16 protein-coding genes are annotated in these 16776 nt (G+C 61.4%); 9 read left to right on the top strand and 7 right to left on the bottom strand.

Going from position 1 to position 16776, the window contains the following annotated elements; translation table 11 throughout:
* Both IH881_17520 and IH881_17515 read right to left on the bottom strand, forming a co-directional pair.
* Positions 1-244 (bottom strand): transposase (locus IH881_17520; GenBank protein MCH7869497.1); only part of this gene is annotated, 244 nt, incomplete at its 3' end.
* A 211-nt stretch (positions 245-455) separates the two neighbouring features.
* Positions 456-611 (bottom strand): hypothetical protein, encoded by a 156-nt coding sequence (locus IH881_17515; GenBank protein ID MCH7869496.1) that lies wholly within the window; start codon positions 609-611, stop codon positions 456-458.
* On the opposite strand from IH881_17515, the gene IH881_17510 reads away from it, so the two are divergent.
* Positions 602-1561: a sulfatase-like hydrolase/transferase gene (locus IH881_17510; protein ID MCH7869495.1), complete on the top strand. Its 960-nt coding sequence runs from the start codon at positions 602-604 to the stop codon at positions 1559-1561. The genes IH881_17515 and IH881_17510 overlap by 10 nt on opposite strands.
* Positions 1562-1671: 110 nt before the next feature.
* Here IH881_17510 and IH881_17505 read toward each other — a convergent pair whose 3' ends face one another.
* Positions 1672-3042: an FAD-dependent oxidoreductase gene (locus tag IH881_17505; protein ID MCH7869494.1), complete on the bottom strand. Its 1371-nt coding sequence runs from the start codon at positions 3040-3042 to the stop codon at positions 1672-1674.
* 182 nt (positions 3043-3224) lie between these two features.
* On the opposite strand from IH881_17505, the gene IH881_17500 reads away from it, so the two are divergent.
* Entirely contained in the window at positions 3225-4253 is a 1029-nt protein-coding gene (locus IH881_17500) for an IS630 family transposase (protein ID MCH7869493.1), read from the top strand.
* Positions 4254-4337: 84 nt separating this feature from the next.
* Here the strand turns inward: IH881_17500 and IH881_17495 are convergent, their stop codons facing one another.
* Positions 4338-5768, bottom strand: coding sequence for a sulfatase-like hydrolase/transferase (locus IH881_17495; protein ID MCH7869492.1), 1431 nt, complete (start codon positions 5766-5768; stop codon positions 4338-4340).
* Positions 5769-6104: 336 nt separating this feature from the next.
* Here IH881_17495 and IH881_17490 point away from each other — a divergent pair, with 336 nt between their 5' ends.
* The 4 genes from IH881_17490 to IH881_17475 all read left to right on the top strand — a co-directional run bounded on the left by IH881_17490 (position 6105) and on the right by IH881_17475 (position 7862).
* Positions 6105-6374 carry a hypothetical protein gene (locus IH881_17490; GenBank protein ID MCH7869491.1) on the top strand — a complete coding sequence of 90 codons (270 nt, stop codon included), beginning with the start codon at positions 6105-6107 and terminating at the stop codon, positions 6372-6374.
* 9 nt (positions 6375-6383) lie between these two features.
* On the top strand, positions 6384-6593 hold the full coding sequence (locus IH881_17485) for a helix-turn-helix transcriptional regulator (GenBank protein ID MCH7869490.1): 210 nt from the start codon (positions 6384-6386) through the stop codon (positions 6591-6593).
* A gap of 120 nt (positions 6594-6713) precedes the next feature.
* Entirely contained in the window at positions 6714-7283 is a 570-nt protein-coding gene (locus tag IH881_17480) for a glutaredoxin family protein (protein MCH7869489.1), read from the top strand.
* A gap of 18 nt (positions 7284-7301) precedes the next feature.
* On the top strand, positions 7302-7862 hold the full coding sequence (locus IH881_17475) for a tetratricopeptide repeat protein (protein ID MCH7869488.1): 561 nt from the start codon (positions 7302-7304) through the stop codon (positions 7860-7862).
* A 40-nt stretch (positions 7863-7902) separates the two neighbouring features.
* On the opposite strand, the gene IH881_17470 is transcribed toward IH881_17475, so the two are convergent.
* Positions 7903-8253, bottom strand: a complete 351-nt coding sequence (locus tag IH881_17470) for a hypothetical protein (protein MCH7869487.1) — start codon at positions 8251-8253, stop codon at positions 7903-7905.
* 74 nt (positions 8254-8327) lie between these two features.
* Between IH881_17470 and IH881_17465 the strand changes: the two genes are divergently transcribed.
* From IH881_17465 to IH881_17455, 3 genes are read left to right on the top strand one after another with little or no spacing between them, the layout of a single operon-like run.
* Positions 8328-9614: a hypothetical protein gene (locus tag IH881_17465; GenBank protein MCH7869486.1), complete on the top strand. Its 1287-nt coding sequence runs from the start codon at positions 8328-8330 to the stop codon at positions 9612-9614.
* A gap of 6 nt (positions 9615-9620) precedes the next feature.
* Complete coding sequence (locus IH881_17460; protein ID MCH7869485.1) at positions 9621-11684, top strand: serine/threonine protein kinase; 2064 nt, start codon at positions 9621-9623, stop codon at positions 11682-11684.
* A 15-nt stretch (positions 11685-11699) separates the two neighbouring features.
* Positions 11700-14057 carry a hypothetical protein gene (locus tag IH881_17455; GenBank protein ID MCH7869484.1) on the top strand — a complete coding sequence of 786 codons (2358 nt, stop codon included), beginning with the start codon at positions 11700-11702 and terminating at the stop codon, positions 14055-14057.
* A gap of 15 nt (positions 14058-14072) precedes the next feature.
* On the opposite strand, the gene IH881_17450 is transcribed toward IH881_17455, so the two are convergent.
* On the bottom strand, positions 14073-15758 hold the full coding sequence (locus tag IH881_17450) for a hypothetical protein (protein MCH7869483.1): 1686 nt from the start codon (positions 15756-15758) through the stop codon (positions 14073-14075).
* Positions 15759-15910: 152 nt separating this feature from the next.
* A partial coding sequence (locus IH881_17445) for a Glu/Leu/Phe/Val dehydrogenase (GenBank protein MCH7869482.1) occupies positions 15911-16776 on the bottom strand: 866 nt, incomplete at its 5' end.

Here is a 16776-nt window from a genome sequence, read left to right as displayed (position 1 = left end):
CCTGGTTCGTCCACTCCTGAAAGTATCGATGCAACGTGCTCGACGAACCGAACTCGCTCGGCGCGGCATTCCACTGACACCCCGTTCGCAGGACGTACAGAATCCCGTCGAACACCCGGCGTCGATCGACACGAGGCCTCCCGCCCCGCTTCCCCGGTCGGTACTTCGGGAGAAGAGGCTCGACCCGTTCCCAAAGCTCGTCCGAAGTTCGCCATCGTTTGTTCGCAGCCGGATTCTTCGCCATCTACTTCCCCCTCACACGGGGGGTGTGTGGATCACGTGAACTGGAACGACGAATAGCACAGGGTTATAGGATAGGCTCTTAGTACATCGACGCATGGGTCGATCTCCGAGCTGACGCTCGCTGACCTGACTGCATCAATTGGTCCTGCTTCGGAGTCTATCAAACTGCAGGTGGAATGGATGTTCCAGCCCGAGGCGCTTGTGTATCCGGACTACGATGGTTTGTCCGCGGCCAGCCGTTCCAGCATTTCCCGGTGACGTGAACGGCTGATGCGATAGCGACTGAGGGACAGAATCACCCCCATCCAGATCAGGAATACCACCGGCCCGTAGATCAGCCCCAGCTTGGCGATAATGTCTGGCGACACGTCGCCGACAGCGGTCTCGGTGGGGAACGCGATCAGCGACAGCAGGATACCGGCAATCAGCGTACCCAGGGGCCGCGTTCACCTACGTCATGTCGGCAAAGCGAGGTCAAAAGCCCAAAGAACTGGAAGTGTACGGCCGCGCCAAGCGCAGGACGATCGATCGCGAAATCACCGACCACGCCATCGATTTCATCAAGAGAAAGGCCGATACCAAGCAACCTTTTTTCGCCTTTCTCCCCTACACCCAAACCCACGAACCCGTCGACCCTCATCCTGACTTCAAGGGCAAGACCGGAAATGGGAGTTTTGCTGATGTTTTGGCACAGACGGATGCCTACGTGGGCGAGCTCCTGGATACGATCGACAAGCTAGGACTCAAAGAAAACACCATATTTATCTTTACATCGGACAATGGGCGCGAAGGCGTGCCTGGATCGTTTGGATTCACCGGTCCCTGGCGAGGCAGCATGTTTTCTCCCTATGAAGGTTCCTTACGCGTGCCTTTTCTAATCCGCTGGCCCGGAAAGATTCCTCCGCAGCGAGTATCAAACGAGATTGTCCACGCGGTGGATCTGTTCCCCACATTGGCGAACTGGGTAGGTGGCAAGGTTCCGAAGGACCGAACCATGGATGGTGCCGACCAGTCTGGTTTTCTGATGGGTAAGTCGGAGAAATCCGCTCGAGAGTCTGTCATGATTTACGTTGGCAACGAGGTTTTTGGCTTGAAATGGCGCAATTGGAAATTGCTTTTCAAAGAGATGGCTGAACACAGTCCGTATGCGGTCAGAACATTGGCTTATCCCTCGGTCTACAACCTGCTCATAGACCCAAAAGAAGAAGTACCCGAACTCAACTACCTCGCCGACACCTGGGTCGACGCTCCGTTGTATCAGGTTCTAGAAGACTTCCAAGCCTCGCTCGAAAAAGATCGCGGCACTCCGGGTCCCTAGATTCTACAGCCAACTGATTTCAAAGTGGGTTTCTTGAATTCTTTCAGAGACACCCAACGGTAGGATTCGATGGAGTGGCACCCGATCCGAAGGGCGTCGCGCATCCCTCGCTAGCCATCGAGATCCATCGCGCGAAGCAGTCGCTCGCGAATGGGGTAGTTGCGGCCCCGTGCGTCCGCGCGATCGGTCGACCTGAGGAGAGCCCGCGCGGCGGTGTTGCCGAGCCAGCGCATCGGTTCCCGCTCCCACTGCGGCGATCGGTGACCCACCCAGGGAAGTTCGACCAGTGGCGTCTTTCGACCGAGCGCAAAATCGCACAGCGTTCGTCCCGCCAGGTTGCTGGGACACACCCCTTCGCCCGTGTAGCTCTCCACGCCTGCGATACCCGTCGTCTCGTCGATCAAGATGGCTGAGGTGAAATCTCGCGGCATTCCGAGCACACCACCCCAGCGGTGGGTGACGGCGAACTCTCCAAGCTGCGGAAGCATTTCGCGCAAGGCATCGACGAGCATTCGCTCGACACGCGGGCTCTTCTCAAAGCGAGCATTGATCGCCGAGCCGAAATGGTAGCCATAATCCCGCCCGCCAATCACAATCCGGTTGTCCGCCGTGCGCTGCGCGTAGGTGAACAGGCGGCTGCAGTCGCCAAAGAGCCCTCGCTCCGAAAGGCCGACCTCTTCCCAGATTTGATCCGATAGCGGTTCGGTAGCAATCATGTGTTCGTAGATGGGCATGACGTTTCGTCGACGCCCGGGTAGCAGCGTGGCGTGCGCGTCGAGCGCCATCACGATACGAGGCGCTCGCACGCTGCCGTGCGAAGTGCGCACTCGACCGGGCTCCACCTCGAGCGCGGTGGTCTGCTCGTAGATCGACGCGCCGCGGCGCTCGGCGGCATCGGCCACACCGCGTGCGAGTTTCGCGGGGTTGAGGGAGGCGGTGTTCGCATTGAAGGTGCCACCACAGTTCGAGGAGATGCGGATGCGAGCCGTGACCTCTTCGGGTTCGAGCCAGTAGACATCCTCTTCCGTCCATCCGATTTCTCGCTCGAATTCCAAATCCTCACGAAGCCGCTTTGCCTGGCGCGCATTGGTCGCCAGGTAGAGGCCTCCCCCCTTGTGGAAGTCCGCTTCGATTCCCTCGGCTTTGCAGATGGCGCCCACCTCGTCGACGGTTGCCTTGATCGCCTCGCGCAAGTCGGCTGCGCCCTGCGGATCGCGTTCGAAGAAGTCCTCCAGGCCGTGGAGCAGGGCGACGCAGTGGCCGCCATTGCGCCCCGACGCGCCAAACCCAGCCGTTTCGCGCTCGATGACCGCGACGCGACACGAGGGATCGGCGCGCATTAGATAGTACGCAGTCCACAATCCAGTGAAACCACCGCCGACGATCGCCACATCGACGTCGCGGTCACCTGGCAGCGGTGATCGCAGCTTGGGCTCCGCGCCAAGCGAGTCGAACCAGAAGCTGATTGAGCGATAGGACATTTGATTTCGTCAGTGCTGTTTTCAGGAGGACGGCCGAGCGTACCACAAGCACGCTGCCCTCGAGCACGTGCGCGACGCCGAGTATCTCACCGATCTCACGCAGATCCCGCTTCTCACCTTTGACCCTGGACTAGTTACTAACACGTGCATAAGTAAGATGACGTGCTACTCTTCGCTTCATGATCCAGAAGCAAGATGGTCGTGCTCTCGATCACAAGACACTCGAAGAGATCCGCATCCGCGCCGTGCAGAGCGTTGAAGCCGGCGAAAGTCCCGAGGACGTGATTCGTACGCTGCGGTTCGGTCGCACCGTCATCTACAGCTGGTTGGCGAAGTATCGGGAAGGAGGGATCGACGCACTTCGGGCGAAGGCGATTTCGGGACGCCCATCCAAGATGACGGGAAGGCAGCTCCAATGGGTCTACAAGACGGTGACGGGTAAGAACCCCCTTCAGCTTCGATTCGAGTTCGCGCTGTGGACGAGGTCGATGATTCGCGAGTTGATTCGCGAGAAGTTCGGCGTCCGCTTGAGCGAAGTGTCCGTGGGCCGGATGCTTCGCAAGCTCGGGCTCAGCCCACAGAGGCCACTCCGCCGAGCGGTTGAGCGCGACCCCGAGCTCGTGGAAACATGGCGTAAGAAGCAGTTCCCTGAGATTCGCAGATTGGCCAAGAAAGAACGGGCCACCCTCTACTTTTCCGACGAGGCAGGCGTTCGCTCGGACTTTCATGCCGGCACCACCTGGGCGCTGAAGGGGCAGACCCCCATCGTGCCCGCGACCGGCCAGCGTTTCGGCATGAATCTGATCTCCGCGATCAGCCCGCGTGGTGACTTCCGATTCATGACGGTGGAGGGGCGAATGAACGCGGAGAAGTTCATCGAGTTCCTCAAGCGCCTCCTCCACAACGCGCCTCGCCCAATCTTTCTGGTCGTCGATCGCCATCCATCGCACCGCGCCAAGAAGGTGCTCGCGTTCGTGCGATCGACAGAGGGACGCCTCCGGCTCTTCTTCTTGCCGCCGTACGCCCCCGATCTGAATCCCGACGAACACGTCTGGAACCACCTGAAGAACCACGGAGTCGGCAAGCAAGCGATCCGGAGTCGCGACCAGTTTCGAAAAGTCGTACTGGCCCACATGCGATCGCTTCAGCGGCTGCCTGACTTGATCCGTAGTTTCTTTCGAGACCCGCACCTTCGATACATTCTCGAGTGAGTTCGTCGTCGAAGTGGATGCTATGTCAGGATACTTTCGTACTTCTTAGTAATGCAGGCAGGTCAGTCCGAGTACGAGTCCTATCTAGTAGTTGGGATCCGGAGTGCCGGGATCTTTCTCGAGCGATGCTTGGAAGTCTTCTAGAACCTGATACAAAGGATAGTCTACCCAGGTGTCCGCGTTGTAGTTGCGTTGGGGATGCTCTTCTTTTGGGTCTACTAGCAGATTGTAGAATGTCGGGTAGGCGAACGTTTTGACCGCATAACTAGGTCCATCGATTGCCTTGAGAAGCATCTTCCAGTTGCGCCACTTCACACCGAAGAGTTCGTTGTCGACGTAAATGACGATGGACTCTCGAGCGGATTTCTCCGACTTACCCATCAGGAAATCAGACTGGTCAACACCATCCATGGTTCGGTCCTTCGGGATCTTGCCGCCTACCCAGCTCGCCAATGTGGGGAAGAGATCCACCGCGTGGACAATGTCGTTTGATACTTGCTTCGCTGGGATTTTCCCGGGCCAGCGGATTAGAAAAGGTACGCGTAGTGAACCTTCATAGGGAGTAAACATCTCACTTCGCCAGGGGCCGGTGAACCCACCCGATCCCGGAACGCCTTCGCGCCCATTGTCCGATGTAAAGATAAATATGGTGTTTTCTCTTAGCCCTAGCTCTTCGATGGTATCCAGGAGCTCGCCCACGTAGGCATCCGTTTGCGCCAACACGTCGGCGAAGGGGCCGTTTTTGGTCTTGCCCTTGTAGTCGGGGTGGGGATCGGCCGGATCATGGGTTTGCGTATAGGGGAGATAGGCGAAAAAAGGCTGCTTGGCTTTGGCCTTGCGCTTGATGAAATCGATGGCGTGGTCGGTGATTTCGCGATCGATCGTCGCGCGCTTGGCGCGGTCGTACACTTCCCCTTGTTTGGGCTTTTGACCTCGCTTTCCCGACATGACGTAGGTGAACACGGCACTCGGGTGGAAGCCTTCCACAAAGATAGTGCTATCCGGCCAGTAGGCTCGGTCCGATGACCTGGGGATTCCATACCACTCGTCGAAGCCCTGGTCCGTGGGAAAACGGCCCTCGGTGTCTCCCAAATGCCATTTCCCGAAGATTCCCGTCGCGTAACCGGAATCCGACAGCATCTCCGCCAGCGTATATTCGTACTTGGTGATGCCGTACCAAATGTCTCGGGGAGGCAGCCCGTCTTCTTGCAGCCGGGTGCGAATCCCGTAACGACCGGTCATCAGGGCCGCACGCGAAGGTACGCATTCCGCTTCAACGTTGTAATTCGTGAATCGAAAACCTTCGGAGGCGAGGCTGTCGATTCTGGGCGTCGCCGCTCCGCGCAAAACGCCTCCGCCATAAACGCCGACTTCGCCGTATCCGAAATTGTCCATCAATACGAGGACGATGTTCGGCTTGCTCGGATTCCCAGGCGCAGCCAGGATCGGGGAAGCCAACACCAGGATCGCAATGAGAAAGACAGCAATTCTCGCGGTTTGAGTGAGTTCCGACATTGTCGCCTCCTTCCGCACTGCTGCGCGGATGACTCCAGCGCGATTCATCAAGACACCGTGGCAGGTGGATCAGCATCATAGGGGGTGGCGCCTGGGAGCAACAACGTAAATAAATCAGGAGATCGGGTCGCTTTGGATCTGTTTTGTGAGCCTGATGTGAGTCTGTCGGGGCGTGGGGGCCCGCTTCTACTCGGTCAGCGGGCTGAGAAGCCATTTACTAAGATCGATAATTATTTTACTTTAATCATTAAAAATTAATTGATTATCGTCAATTTTGTGCTTAAGCTGTGTGCCGTGAGCGTTCGGAAACCGCTGATCCACCAGGGGAGGTCCATCATGTCAACGGGAAACGAATCGATCGCAGGGCATGTCGGACGACTGAAGAAAGCGAGTGTCGTCTTTCTGGCCCTCGCGTGCCTGGTGTGGGTTGAATTCGCATTGGGAGTGGGGCTCGGTCTCAGCGTGTTGAGTGACTACGTTGCGCATTGGAGTGTCTTCCTCGTGCTCTTCTTGGCCTACGCGATCCTGAGCGCCTGCCTGTTTGTCGCGAGTTGGGCCCTCAAGGTGCTCGTCTACATCTTTGAAGAAATGAAACTCGTGGTGTAGGAGAGCGCCGTGTCCATTGAAGTACAACTCGACTTGATGCTCTTGACGCGGAAGATCAGTCTGACAGAGCTTTCAGAGCGCGTTGGGATTTCGATCACCAATCTGTCAATTCTGAAAACGAACAAAGCCCGTGCGATTCGATTCTCTACGTTGGATGCCATCTGTAGAGAATTGGAGTGTCAACCCGGTGACCTCCTGGCTCGTACCGATCCGTCGTAGCCGATGGGGCCTGCGCTGGGCTGAGGCGGCCCAGGCGTGGACTACAGCGTCCAAGTTGCACAGCCGTTGCCGCTCCGCGGGCCCGTTCAGCGCTGCTGCGATTCTGCCGATCAAGTAGGTATGCGTAGGGCTCCCCACTCGATCGCATCCGGGCGTTCTCAACGCGCGTCGCAGCGCGGCTACTTGCTGGTCGCGTGTGTCTTCTTCGCGGCTCTCGCGTTCAGCGCCAGTGACCTGGGCGCCGAAGAAGGGCGCGTCTTCTACAAATACACCGACGATGCGGGACAGCTGCACTTCGTCCAGAGCATCGACCGGATTCCGAGGCAGTACCGCAACCAGATCGGCGAGGTCGCGCTCGAAGGCGATCCCCTGTGGACGAAGAGCACAGCCCAGATGCCGGTCGTGCAGCCGCGCGAGGAATATCAGCCGGCCAAGCGGGGCGTCGTGGCTGGCAATTCGGACGTCATTCTCTACTACGCCGATTGGTGTGGATACTGCAAGAAAGCCAGACGCTGGCTCGATGAGCGCAACGTCGTCTACGACCTGCGCGACATCGATATACCGCGTTACAGCAAAGAGCTGGCGGAAGTCTCGGGGGGCAAGAGCATCCCTGTGCTCAGTATCGGCGGCGAGCTCGTTCGCGGCTTCAATCCCAAGGCGTACTCGAAAAAATTGACGCTACACAACTGAGAAACAGGAGGTCGGCGAATGCGGGCCATCGCGCTAATCACTCTGCTCCTTACTCTTGGAACGGCCAATGCGGACGATCTGACCGTAATCGGTAACCCGGACGCGGACGACTGCTATCTCGCCACCATGCTGCCCTACATCGAGGCAGAACCCTCGATTGTCTCCTGCAACCTCGCCCTCTACACCCGAAGGACCTCCGGGAGGGACAGGGCGTCGATTCTGGTGAATCGAGGCATCCTGTACAACCACATGGGCGAATACTCTGCTGCGTTTCAAGACTTCAATGCGGCTCTCGAGATCGTCTCGGATTACCCAGAGGCCTACATCAACCGCGGAAACGCGTTTTTCCACATCGGACAGGTTGAGCGGGCGATCGCTGATTACAACCAGGCCATCCAGCGAACGTCAGCGAAACTGCACACCGCGTACTACAACCGCGGGTTGGTGAACGAATCCAAGCATCAGCACGACCGCGCTTTCGCGGACTTCGTTCGGGCCAACGAGCTCAGACCGGGTTGGGTGCTCGCTGCTGGCCGCGTCGAGCACTATCGCAAGCATGGATACGAGCTGTCCCACTGAGCGAGCGTTGGGCAGCTAGGCGCGCGCCGGCCTCGGCGCTTCAATCGGGGTTGGTGATGGCGTCTAGCGCCGGTTCGATCAGGCGTTCACTTCGCCCGGCCCAGATCAAACTCCCAGATCCATCGCTCGCATACGAGGAATGGATATCGGAATGCAGCTTCGGATGCGCAGCCAGAAGTTGATCTGCGCTGAGATCTTCGCTGAGGAGTGTTCCTGAGGCCGTACGAACCGAATATCGGGGGCCTTGTGAGGTCGAAGAGATGGTGACGATGTAATCGCGGAAAGCCAAATGCACGACGGCGAGTGCCTCGTCTTCCGCAGAATCAGCATGGCTGGAGACCAAGATGGCCGATAGCACGGCCGCGAAGGAAACGATGCCCAGGTGACGCATGGTGGTGAGCCTCCGAATCGAGGGTAGCACTCCTCGGATGCTGCGTATCGGCTCCAGAACCGGATAGGTGTCGCGTGGCAAGCCCCGATGGGGACGCCGCTGCGGCGGAGGAGGGTCTAGACGGCCCGCGATCGGAACTGGCAGGTCTCGAGCGAGCAAGAGGCGACCTGGGGTGCGTCGTCGGCTATCGTGAAATTCCAGATCCCGCCGGAGGGGCAGTGCGAAAAATCTCTAATCGGCCGCACTGCTGCGGAATTGCGATCGGAGCAAAGTCTCCACGAGCGCACCGCGTCCACGAACGAGTGCAGACGAAATCGGAGCCGCTCGCGATTCGCGCGCATCTCAGCGAAACACTACCTACGGCGGCGCTACTGATATGCCTCCTGACCGGAATCTCCGCACCCGCATCGCGCGCGGCGACCGAGCGCGTCACACCTCCGCCGGTGAGTGGGCGACGTCTGTCTGTTCCGGAGAGCATCCTGCCGGCGGATGTCCTTGCGCGGGTCGAACTCCTACGGGAGAACGTCGATCTGCTGCGTCACTACATGGGCAAGCCGACGCCGCCTGTGTCGCTGTTTCGCGTCGAGTCAGCGCGTCCGTTCGAGGTCTACTCCCAGGCTCTCAATCTACAGCTGCGCGCCAATCGTCTGGCGTTCGAACAGGTTCGGGTCGTGCGCAACGAGTCCATCCCGCTGATGATCGAAGCGCGCCCAGCAGATGTCTTCGGCGTGATCGACTCGGCGCTCGCGGCCGTGCTGGTCGTCAAGCAGGACCTCGGGATCGAGACCGCCGTGGCCGAGAAACAGCAGCCCGACACCAGCACGCCGAGTGATGTCTTCAATGCCACGATTGCCGCCGGAAGCGAAATCAACCACTTGCTCGATCAGAGGACCTCGCCAAGCGACGTATTCCAGCTCGTCACAGCCGCGGTGTACACGGCGGCCGCACTTCACGTCGTGATTCCCGGCGGCCCGAGCCGCCCTGCCGAGCCCACCTTCGAGCCGAACAAGATGCCGAGCGACGTCTACTCGCGCATGCGGCGATGCTTCACGCTGATCCGCCTGCTTGCCGAATCCAAGGGCGGCGCAACGCTTCGCTTCGAGATCGACGGGGAGGGCAGCCAGCGGGTCAGCCCGAACGATGTCAGCGATCTCGCCTCCCTCATCGTCGAGGAGCTCACCCACCTGCACCGTCAGGTCCCTTCGGCAGCGGCACCGGTCCGCGCCCACTACCCGGGCAAGCGCTTTCCCGCGCACGTGTACCAGCGGGTCGGACTGTTGGAAAGCATCCTCGAAGACCTGATGGAAGCGTGGGGCGTACCGATGCCCGATTTGCCAGCCGCGATGCCCACCCCGGACTGATCCGAAATGGCCGATCCGAAAAGCACCGCATCATCGATCAAGCGGTTCCGGGCCGGCGCGAGCAGCCGGCTGACCGAGTCGTTGCTGTCCTCGAGCGGCAAGGTGGCAGGCGTGGGTGTGGCAACCGCCCTGCTGACGCTCGGGTTTACGATCTGGTTCGGATTCGGGCTTCGGCATCAGAGCGAAGTTGGCGCGCCGTTGGCGCAGTCGGCCGCAGTGCTGAACGCCTCGATCAATCAGTCCCTCGCTGCGTTGCGGGGATGGGTCGCCTATGGGGATGCGGAGTCGCGTGCGGAGCGGGCGCAGATCTGGAGTCAGGAGATCGAACCCACCTTCCGCCAGATCGATGAACTCGCGGGCAGCTCGAGTGTGCCCGATACCGACGCCCGGGTCAGCGAACTCGGGAGCAAGCTTCGCAGGCTCGAACTCGTGCAGTGGGAAATCGAGGATGTGGCGCAGACGCCGGGTAATTGGCCCGCGACCGTGGCATACGAGAGGCGCCTGGAACCGCTGCGACGAAGCATTCTCACGAGCCTCCACAGTGCGATCGAGCAATACACCGCGGGTGAAGAGCGGAAGCCCTCGATTCAATTTCTCGCGCAGATGGCACGTTTCCGATCGGTGTTTGCCCAGTGCGATCTTGCGGTCGCTTCGCTCATTCGCAGCTACGACGAAGCTCACGAGCACACGGCCGAACAGAAGCTGAACGAATCGCGGGTCATCGCGCGTCAGGTCGAGGCCGGCGCACGGCTCCACACCTCCGGCGATCTCCGACATCTTCTCGACTTTACCGTCAATGAGTTCGTTGCCTACGACGTGCAGGTTCAGGAAGTCATGGCATTGCGACGGGCGGCGGGGTGGAACGTCGTCCTGTTTCATTATCTCGAGAAAGCGCAACCACTCGTGCTGGAGGCCCGCGCCATCGCGGGCGCGCTCGCCGAGGACCAGGCACAGGCGATGAAGGAGAGCGCCGATCGGATGACCAACGCGAGCTATCTGGTGATCGTCATGGCGCTGGCCATGGGATTGCTCTCGGCGGGCTCGCTCTTCGTCTCCTATCGGCTCAACCAGCAAGTCCACAACGTGATGGCGCGCGCCAAGCGCCTCGGCCAGTACGAAATTGAGGAGCGCATCGGCAAGGGAGGCATGGGAGAGGTCTACCTCGCTCGGCACGCGATGCTGCGACGCCCGACGGCAATCAAACTGCTGCGCGCGGAGAATGCCCAGGATCTCCGGGCGCAAATCCGATTTCAACGTGAGGTCCAGCTGACTTGCCAGCTCACGCACCCGAATACGATCGAGATCTTCGACTATGGACGAACGCCCGAAGGCATCTTCTATTACGCGATGGAATATCTCGACGGATTCACGATTGAAGCGCTGGTCTCCCTGTCGGGTTCGATCGAACCAGCGCGTGTCATTCACACGCTGGTTCAGGCCTGCGGATCCCTGCAGGAAGCGCACTCTCTCGGGCTGCTCCACCGGGACATCAAGCCCAGCAACATCATGCTGACCACGCGTGGTGGGGCCTACGATACCGTGAAGATCCTGGACTTCGGACTGGTCAAGGACCTGGCCGGGGATGACGCCGACCATGGGAGTGCGCACGATGTCATCGTGGGAACCCCGATGTACCTGGCGCCAGAGGTCATCCTCTCACCGGAGAGTGGCAGCCCGAAGTCCGACCTCTACGCACTCGGTGCCGTCGGCTACTACATGCTCTCGGGTACCACCGTCTTCCCCGCTGAAGAAGTGGTCCAGATACTCGCCAGTCAGATCAACGACGCCGCGCCGTTTCCCTCGGAGCGTCTGGGCCGTGCTCTGCCCCGCGACCTCGAGTACGTCATCATGTCCTGTCTCGCCAAGGATCCGGCGGAGCGCCCCGAAAGCGCGATGAAGCTGGCCGAGATGCTGCGCGCCTGTGATTGCGGAACGTGGTCGGTTGACGACGCGCGCTTTTGGTGGGAGGAGTACGGCGAGGCCGCGCGCAACGAGATCGCCGTCGACAAGACGCGTGGCTCTGCGCTTCGGTCCGAGCTCCAAGTCGTCGTGCAGGACAGCCGGAGCTGAGCCGCCCATTGAAGTATGCGTGAATCGCTGAACACCACTCGAAGGGCGATGTGGGCCGCGGTGGGCGTTGCCATCGTGATGGTGGGTCAGCTCGTCGCGAGCCGCGCGATTCGGGACGGATTCTTCCTCAGCCATTTCGAACCGACCGTGCTGCCGTCGATGGTCATGATCTCGTCGATCCTCTCCATCTTCATCGTTTTGGGTAGCACCCGGGTCCTTCGCCGCATGCCACCCGCACGAAGTCTGCCCCCGTTCTTCGCCGCGAATGGGGCGCTCTTTTTTGCCGAGTGGGCGCTTTCGGTCTCGATGCCGAAGGTGGCTGCCATTGCGCTCTATCTCCACACCATGAGCCTCAACGCGGTGGTCGTTTCGGCCTTCTGGTCAGTGGTGAACGAACGTTTCGATCCCCATACCGCAAGGCAGCTGATTGGCCGCATTGGCGGGGCCGCGACATTCGGAGGAGTGCTCGGCGGGGTCGCCGTCTGGCTCGGTGCCTCGGCACTGGACATCCCGACGATGATCGCCGCGCTCGGATTGTTGAACCTGTTATGTGCCGCCGGAGCTCTCCAGATCGGCAGCGGAGATTCTGTCAGCGCGCTCTCCGATGATGAAACGGCTGCTTCGGCGGTCGCGATCTTTCGGGAGTCTCCCTACCTGCGGAGCCTGTTCCTGCTGGTCGCACTCGGCGCGTTTGGTCAGGCGGTCTACGACTATGTCTTCAAGGCTGGCGCTGCAGCGTACTTCGATACGGGGGCGGAGCTCGTCTCGTTCTTCGCACTCTTTCACCTGGGGGTCGGAGTGCTCACATTCCTCGTCCAGAACCTGATCGCCAAGCGTTCACTCGAGCGCTACGGCCTCGCAGTCACGGTATCCACCCTACCCGTCAGCTCCGCCGCGCTCGGGTTTACCGCGCTGTTGTTCCCCGGCCTTCCGAGCGCGATCAGCATGCGCGCTGGCATTGGTATCGTCGAGAACTCGCTGTTTCGATCCGGCTACGAACTTCTGTATACGCCAGTCCTGCCCGAGAAGAAGCGCCCCACGAAGCCGCTCATCGACGTGGGCGGCGACAAGAGCGGGACCGCGCTGGGGGGGGGATTCGCCCTCCTGGTCATCGGTATCTTCCCCGCGTTCACCGATTCGCTGCTGATCATCGCAGGGATTGCAGCGAGCCTTGCGTCGCTGTACGTGGCTCGGAAGCTCCACCACGGATACGTGTCTTCGCTGGCCGAACGACTGCGGGTTGGAACGCTCGCGGTGGGCGACGTCTCCGTCGACGATGCCACGACGAGACTCACCGTGATGGACACGATGGTCGCATTGGAGCGGCCGGTCGAGGGAAGCGGCTCGACGGCCGCGTCGCGCGATTCCATCGCGGGAGTCGATCCGGACGACATTCGCGAGAGGCTGGTCAGACATTCCGCGTCCCGCAACTCACAGGAAGACGGGCGGCCCGCTCGGGAGCCCCGGCCCTTCACAGCACCGCCGGCCCGTACACTGGCCTCCGATGAAATCGACGCAACGCTCGTCGCCATCGCGAATCTTCGCTCCGGTGAGGCCGAACGGATTCTCGCAACCCTGGTCGCCCACAACCCAGTGCCCCGAGAGCTGGTTGCTCTGATCATTCCGACACTGGGCGACGCCGAGGTCGGAGAGGCCGCGGCCGCCGCTCTGCGACGCGTGGCGCCGGTCTACACGGGCGCGCTACTCGACGCTGTCCTTCAGTCCCGGATGCCCGTGCGGGTACGAATGCGTTTGTGCGAGATCCTCGGAAGACTTCCTACCCAGCGAAGCGCGAATGGCTTGATCGAACTTCTCGGCGATGCGGACTTCGAGCTGCGCTTCCACGCTGCTGCCAATCTGTTGGCGGTCCACCGAAGCAATGACAAGCTCCGCATTCCGCGCGATCTCCTCTTTGGGATCGCCGAGCGCGAGGCCGCCGATTGCCGACGTCGTTGGCGCAGCCAGATTGCCCTGGATCGTCGCTTGACCCGAACCGCTGCCGTCGAGTCCGCTGAAGGGAGGCGCGTGGTCCAGGGCATGTCCTTCATCGCGACGCTGCTGCTGACCCTGCTCGAAGCCAAGCCGCTACAGCTCGCGATCCGCGCCCTTGCGAACGACCAGGCGGGAAATCGCGGTACTGGGCTCGAGTACCTGGAGAACGTCTTGCCAGCGCCCCTGCTTGTCGAGCTGAGGCCGCTTCTGTTGGACTCGCGGTTGACCGCCGCGGGACAGAGATCTCGTTCAGCCGTCCTGGCCGAGATCGTCGGCGACGCTGCGTCGGGTCCGGTGGACTTTGCTGCCCTGCGCGCTCACATCGACGCTGCACGAAACTCCAGCAGCGAGGTGGCCGCCAAGGCGCCGGACTCTCACTGAGTCCGTCGCCTGACCTCAGCGAATTCGAGGTGGGGTGGGGCGGATTTGGATGAAGGCGAGTGGGACGCGCGTGGGCAGGTACACGACCTCGAAATCAAAGGGTGCGGTCGCTGCGGGAGAGAGGAAGAACGTGCCGTTGAGCTTGGCTCGGATCTCCTCGGAAGACGATTCCAGGCTGAGGCCGCCCGTCCCGAAGTAGTTCAGCGACACGATGTGGTCGAAACCCCGCTTGTAGGCGAGCCACAAGACCCGGCCGTTTCGAACCCACGGGACAGCCTCGCGATCGACCGCGAAGCCGAGCCCCGACATCGCGGGGAAGCCGGTGGCGAACGAGATGATCCCGTCGTCGTACTCGATCATCTTGGGAGGCGCTCCGGAGAAGTGTTCTTTCAGCTCGTCGCGCGCCTCGTACATGTGTGTGTAGGTCCTGTTGTAACGGGTGTCGTGAAACACGAGCCCGAAGAAGAGGAGCACGCTGACGGCACTTGCGCCCGCCACGAAAGCGGATCCCCTGCCATCGGCGACGGGCCGCTCCTTCTCCCAGAGGTAGAACGCGATCATGCTCATCTGGACGATCGACACCGGGTAGTACCATTGACCCTGGTGCCAGATGTTCACGAAGAGGAAGTTGTAGCTGGTCAGCACGAGCACGAATACCGAGCAGGCGGCGAGGGGCCAGGTGAGGGCATCGTGTCGCTCGCGCCTGCGCAGCACGGCGAGCCACGGCAGCGTGAACGCCGCGAGCACGGCGGGAAGCAGCATCTGGGCCATGCGCCACAGCTCGTCGAATCGCGCGGCCGAGATCTGACGGATGATTCGCTCGAGGTAGAAGAGGTTCGCAATACCCGACTGCGGGAACGCACTCTTGACCGTGCCGCTGACGGGAAGGAGCGACCCCGCGCTCAGCCAGTTGAAGCAGAGGTACAGCGTCAAGCTCAGGCCGAATGGGCCGGCCACCGCAGCGAGTTCTAGAAACCGCGAACCGCCCCGACGCGCGGGTCGCAGCGCGTAGGTGGCGAGCACGCACACGGCCAGCGCTGCGTGGTCGAGTCGGCTGAGCATCAGCACCGACAAGGCGGCGCCGAGCTGCCAATCGATCGCGGGAGAAGCGTCGCGCTCGCGTTGCACCATGCAACGCAGCGCCCAGGCGAAGGCCGCCAGCGTGACGCCGGTCTCCATCCCGTTGGCGAAGCTCCACAGCGAACCGTAGAGGGGTTGGAGTGAGCCCGTGCTGAGCGCATAGAGTCCGACGGGAAGAATCGGGAAGGCGGCTGGCACCCGACCCAACGCGAGCCGGAAGCAACTCCCGAGCAGTACCGTCGCCAGAACGATCAGCAGCAGGCTGCTGAGAAAGACTCCGACGAGGAAGGCTGGTTCGCCGAGTCCGGCCAGCGAGCTGAACCCGTAGAGCAACGCCGTGTAGAGTTGCCAGAGGGGATGGAAGCCGTTGGTCGTGTACTCGCCGTCGAAGGAGGCTCCCATGCCCGAGGCGAGGTTTCGCGCCACGGTGAGGTAGTAAAAAACGTCTGCGGCGAAGTAGCTGAAGACCCGCTCCCAGCCGTTCCAGAGCAGGTCGACGAGGGGAGGCAGCGCTACGCCGCCCGCGGCGAGTCCAACCAGGACGCGGTCACGAGCCAACGCTCCGGTTCGCTGCCGCTCGGCTCCTCCGATCAGCAGACGGCTGGACGCGATCTGTGTCATGCCCCCTTGTCGGCGCCGGTTTCGCTGGGATTGAGCCCGTTTCCGCCCCGATTTGCCGGGCCGGGTCGGTCTACGCGGGGTGGGTGTGGTCCATCAGGTGAGCGCCCGTGAGCGTTCGTCGGGGAGACGTCCCCGATCCGCGGCCGGTCGGGTCAGGGGAAGATTCCCCGATCCTGGTAGGCCGCCTGGATCCGCTCCAGCGCCACGAGGTAGGCGGCGGTGCGCGTGTCCTGCCCGAGGTCGAAGCGCTTGCCGGCCTCTTCGACGGCGTCGTAGGCGACCGTCATCAGCCGGCGCAGCTTGCGATCGACCTCTTCCAGCTCCCAGCGCTCGTTCTTGCGATTCTGCACCCACTCGAAGTAGGAGACGATCACGCCGCCGGCGTTACACAGAATGTCCGGGATGACGGTGATCCCCTTCTCGCGCAGCACGTCGTCAGCCGCGGGAGACGTCGGGCCGTTTGCGGCCTCCGCGATCACCTTCACATCGATGTCGCCCGCGTTGCCCCTGTCGATCTGACTCTCCAAGGCCGCGGGAACCAGGATGTCGGCCTTGATCTGCCACAGCTGCTTGTTGGGGATCGACTCGGCACCGCTGAAACCGGAGGGGTCCTTGTGCTTCGCGATGTAGGCGAGCAACGCGTCGGGATCGATGCCCTTCTCGTTGTAGACCACGCCGCGGCTGTTGCTCGCTGCCAGTAGCTTCGCCCCCTTCTTGCAGAGCAGCCTGGCCGTCCAGCTTCCGGCGTTGCCGAAGCCCTGAACGACGAACGTGGCGCCGTCGAAATTGAAGCCGCGGCGCTCCGCCCAGGATTCGAGGGCGTATACCGTGCCCTGCGCGGTGGCCTTGTCGCGGCCGAGCGAGCCGCCGCAGCTCAGCGTCTTGCCCGTAACCACGCCGCGCATCGCAAACCGATCGTGGGCGCTGGTGGCGTTGATGTGGGTGTCCATCATCCACACCATCGTCTGTGCGTTCGTACCCATGTCGGGCGCGGGGATGTCGTAGTCGGGCCCGATGT

Source organism: Myxococcales bacterium (genome assembly GCA_022563535.1).
In the GTDB taxonomy this organism is placed as follows: Bacteria; Myxococcota_A; UBA9160; order UBA9160; family UBA4427; genus DUBZ01.
Note: the sequence above shows the minus strand (reverse complement) of the source record. Positions and strands in the feature narration are given on the sequence as shown.

Bases quoted from the DNA above. Each gene is read 5' to 3' on its own strand.
- IH881_17505 (MCH7869494.1), bottom strand. From the start codon at position 3,042: ATGTCCTATCGCTCAATCAGCTTCTGGTTCGACTCGCTTGGCGCGGAG.
- IH881_17460 (MCH7869485.1), top strand. From the start codon at position 9,621: ATGGCCGATCCGAAAAGCACCGCATCATCGATCAAGCGGTTCCGGGCC.
- IH881_17470 (MCH7869487.1), bottom strand. From the start codon at position 8,253: ATGCGTCACCTGGGCATCGTTTCCTTCGCGGCCGTGCTATCGGCCATC.
- IH881_17480 (MCH7869489.1), top strand. From the start codon at position 6,714: ATGCGTAGGGCTCCCCACTCGATCGCATCCGGGCGTTCTCAACGCGCG.
- IH881_17495 (MCH7869492.1), bottom strand. From the start codon at position 5,768: ATGTCGGAACTCACTCAAACCGCGAGAATTGCTGTCTTTCTCATTGCG.
- IH881_17490 (MCH7869491.1), top strand. From the start codon at position 6,105: ATGTCAACGGGAAACGAATCGATCGCAGGGCATGTCGGACGACTGAAG.
- IH881_17455 (MCH7869484.1), top strand. From the start codon at position 11,700: ATGCGTGAATCGCTGAACACCACTCGAAGGGCGATGTGGGCCGCGGTG.
- IH881_17475 (MCH7869488.1), top strand. From the start codon at position 7,302: ATGCGGGCCATCGCGCTAATCACTCTGCTCCTTACTCTTGGAACGGCC.
- IH881_17450 (MCH7869483.1), bottom strand. From the start codon at position 15,758: ATGACACAGATCGCGTCCAGCCGTCTGCTGATCGGAGGAGCCGAGCGG.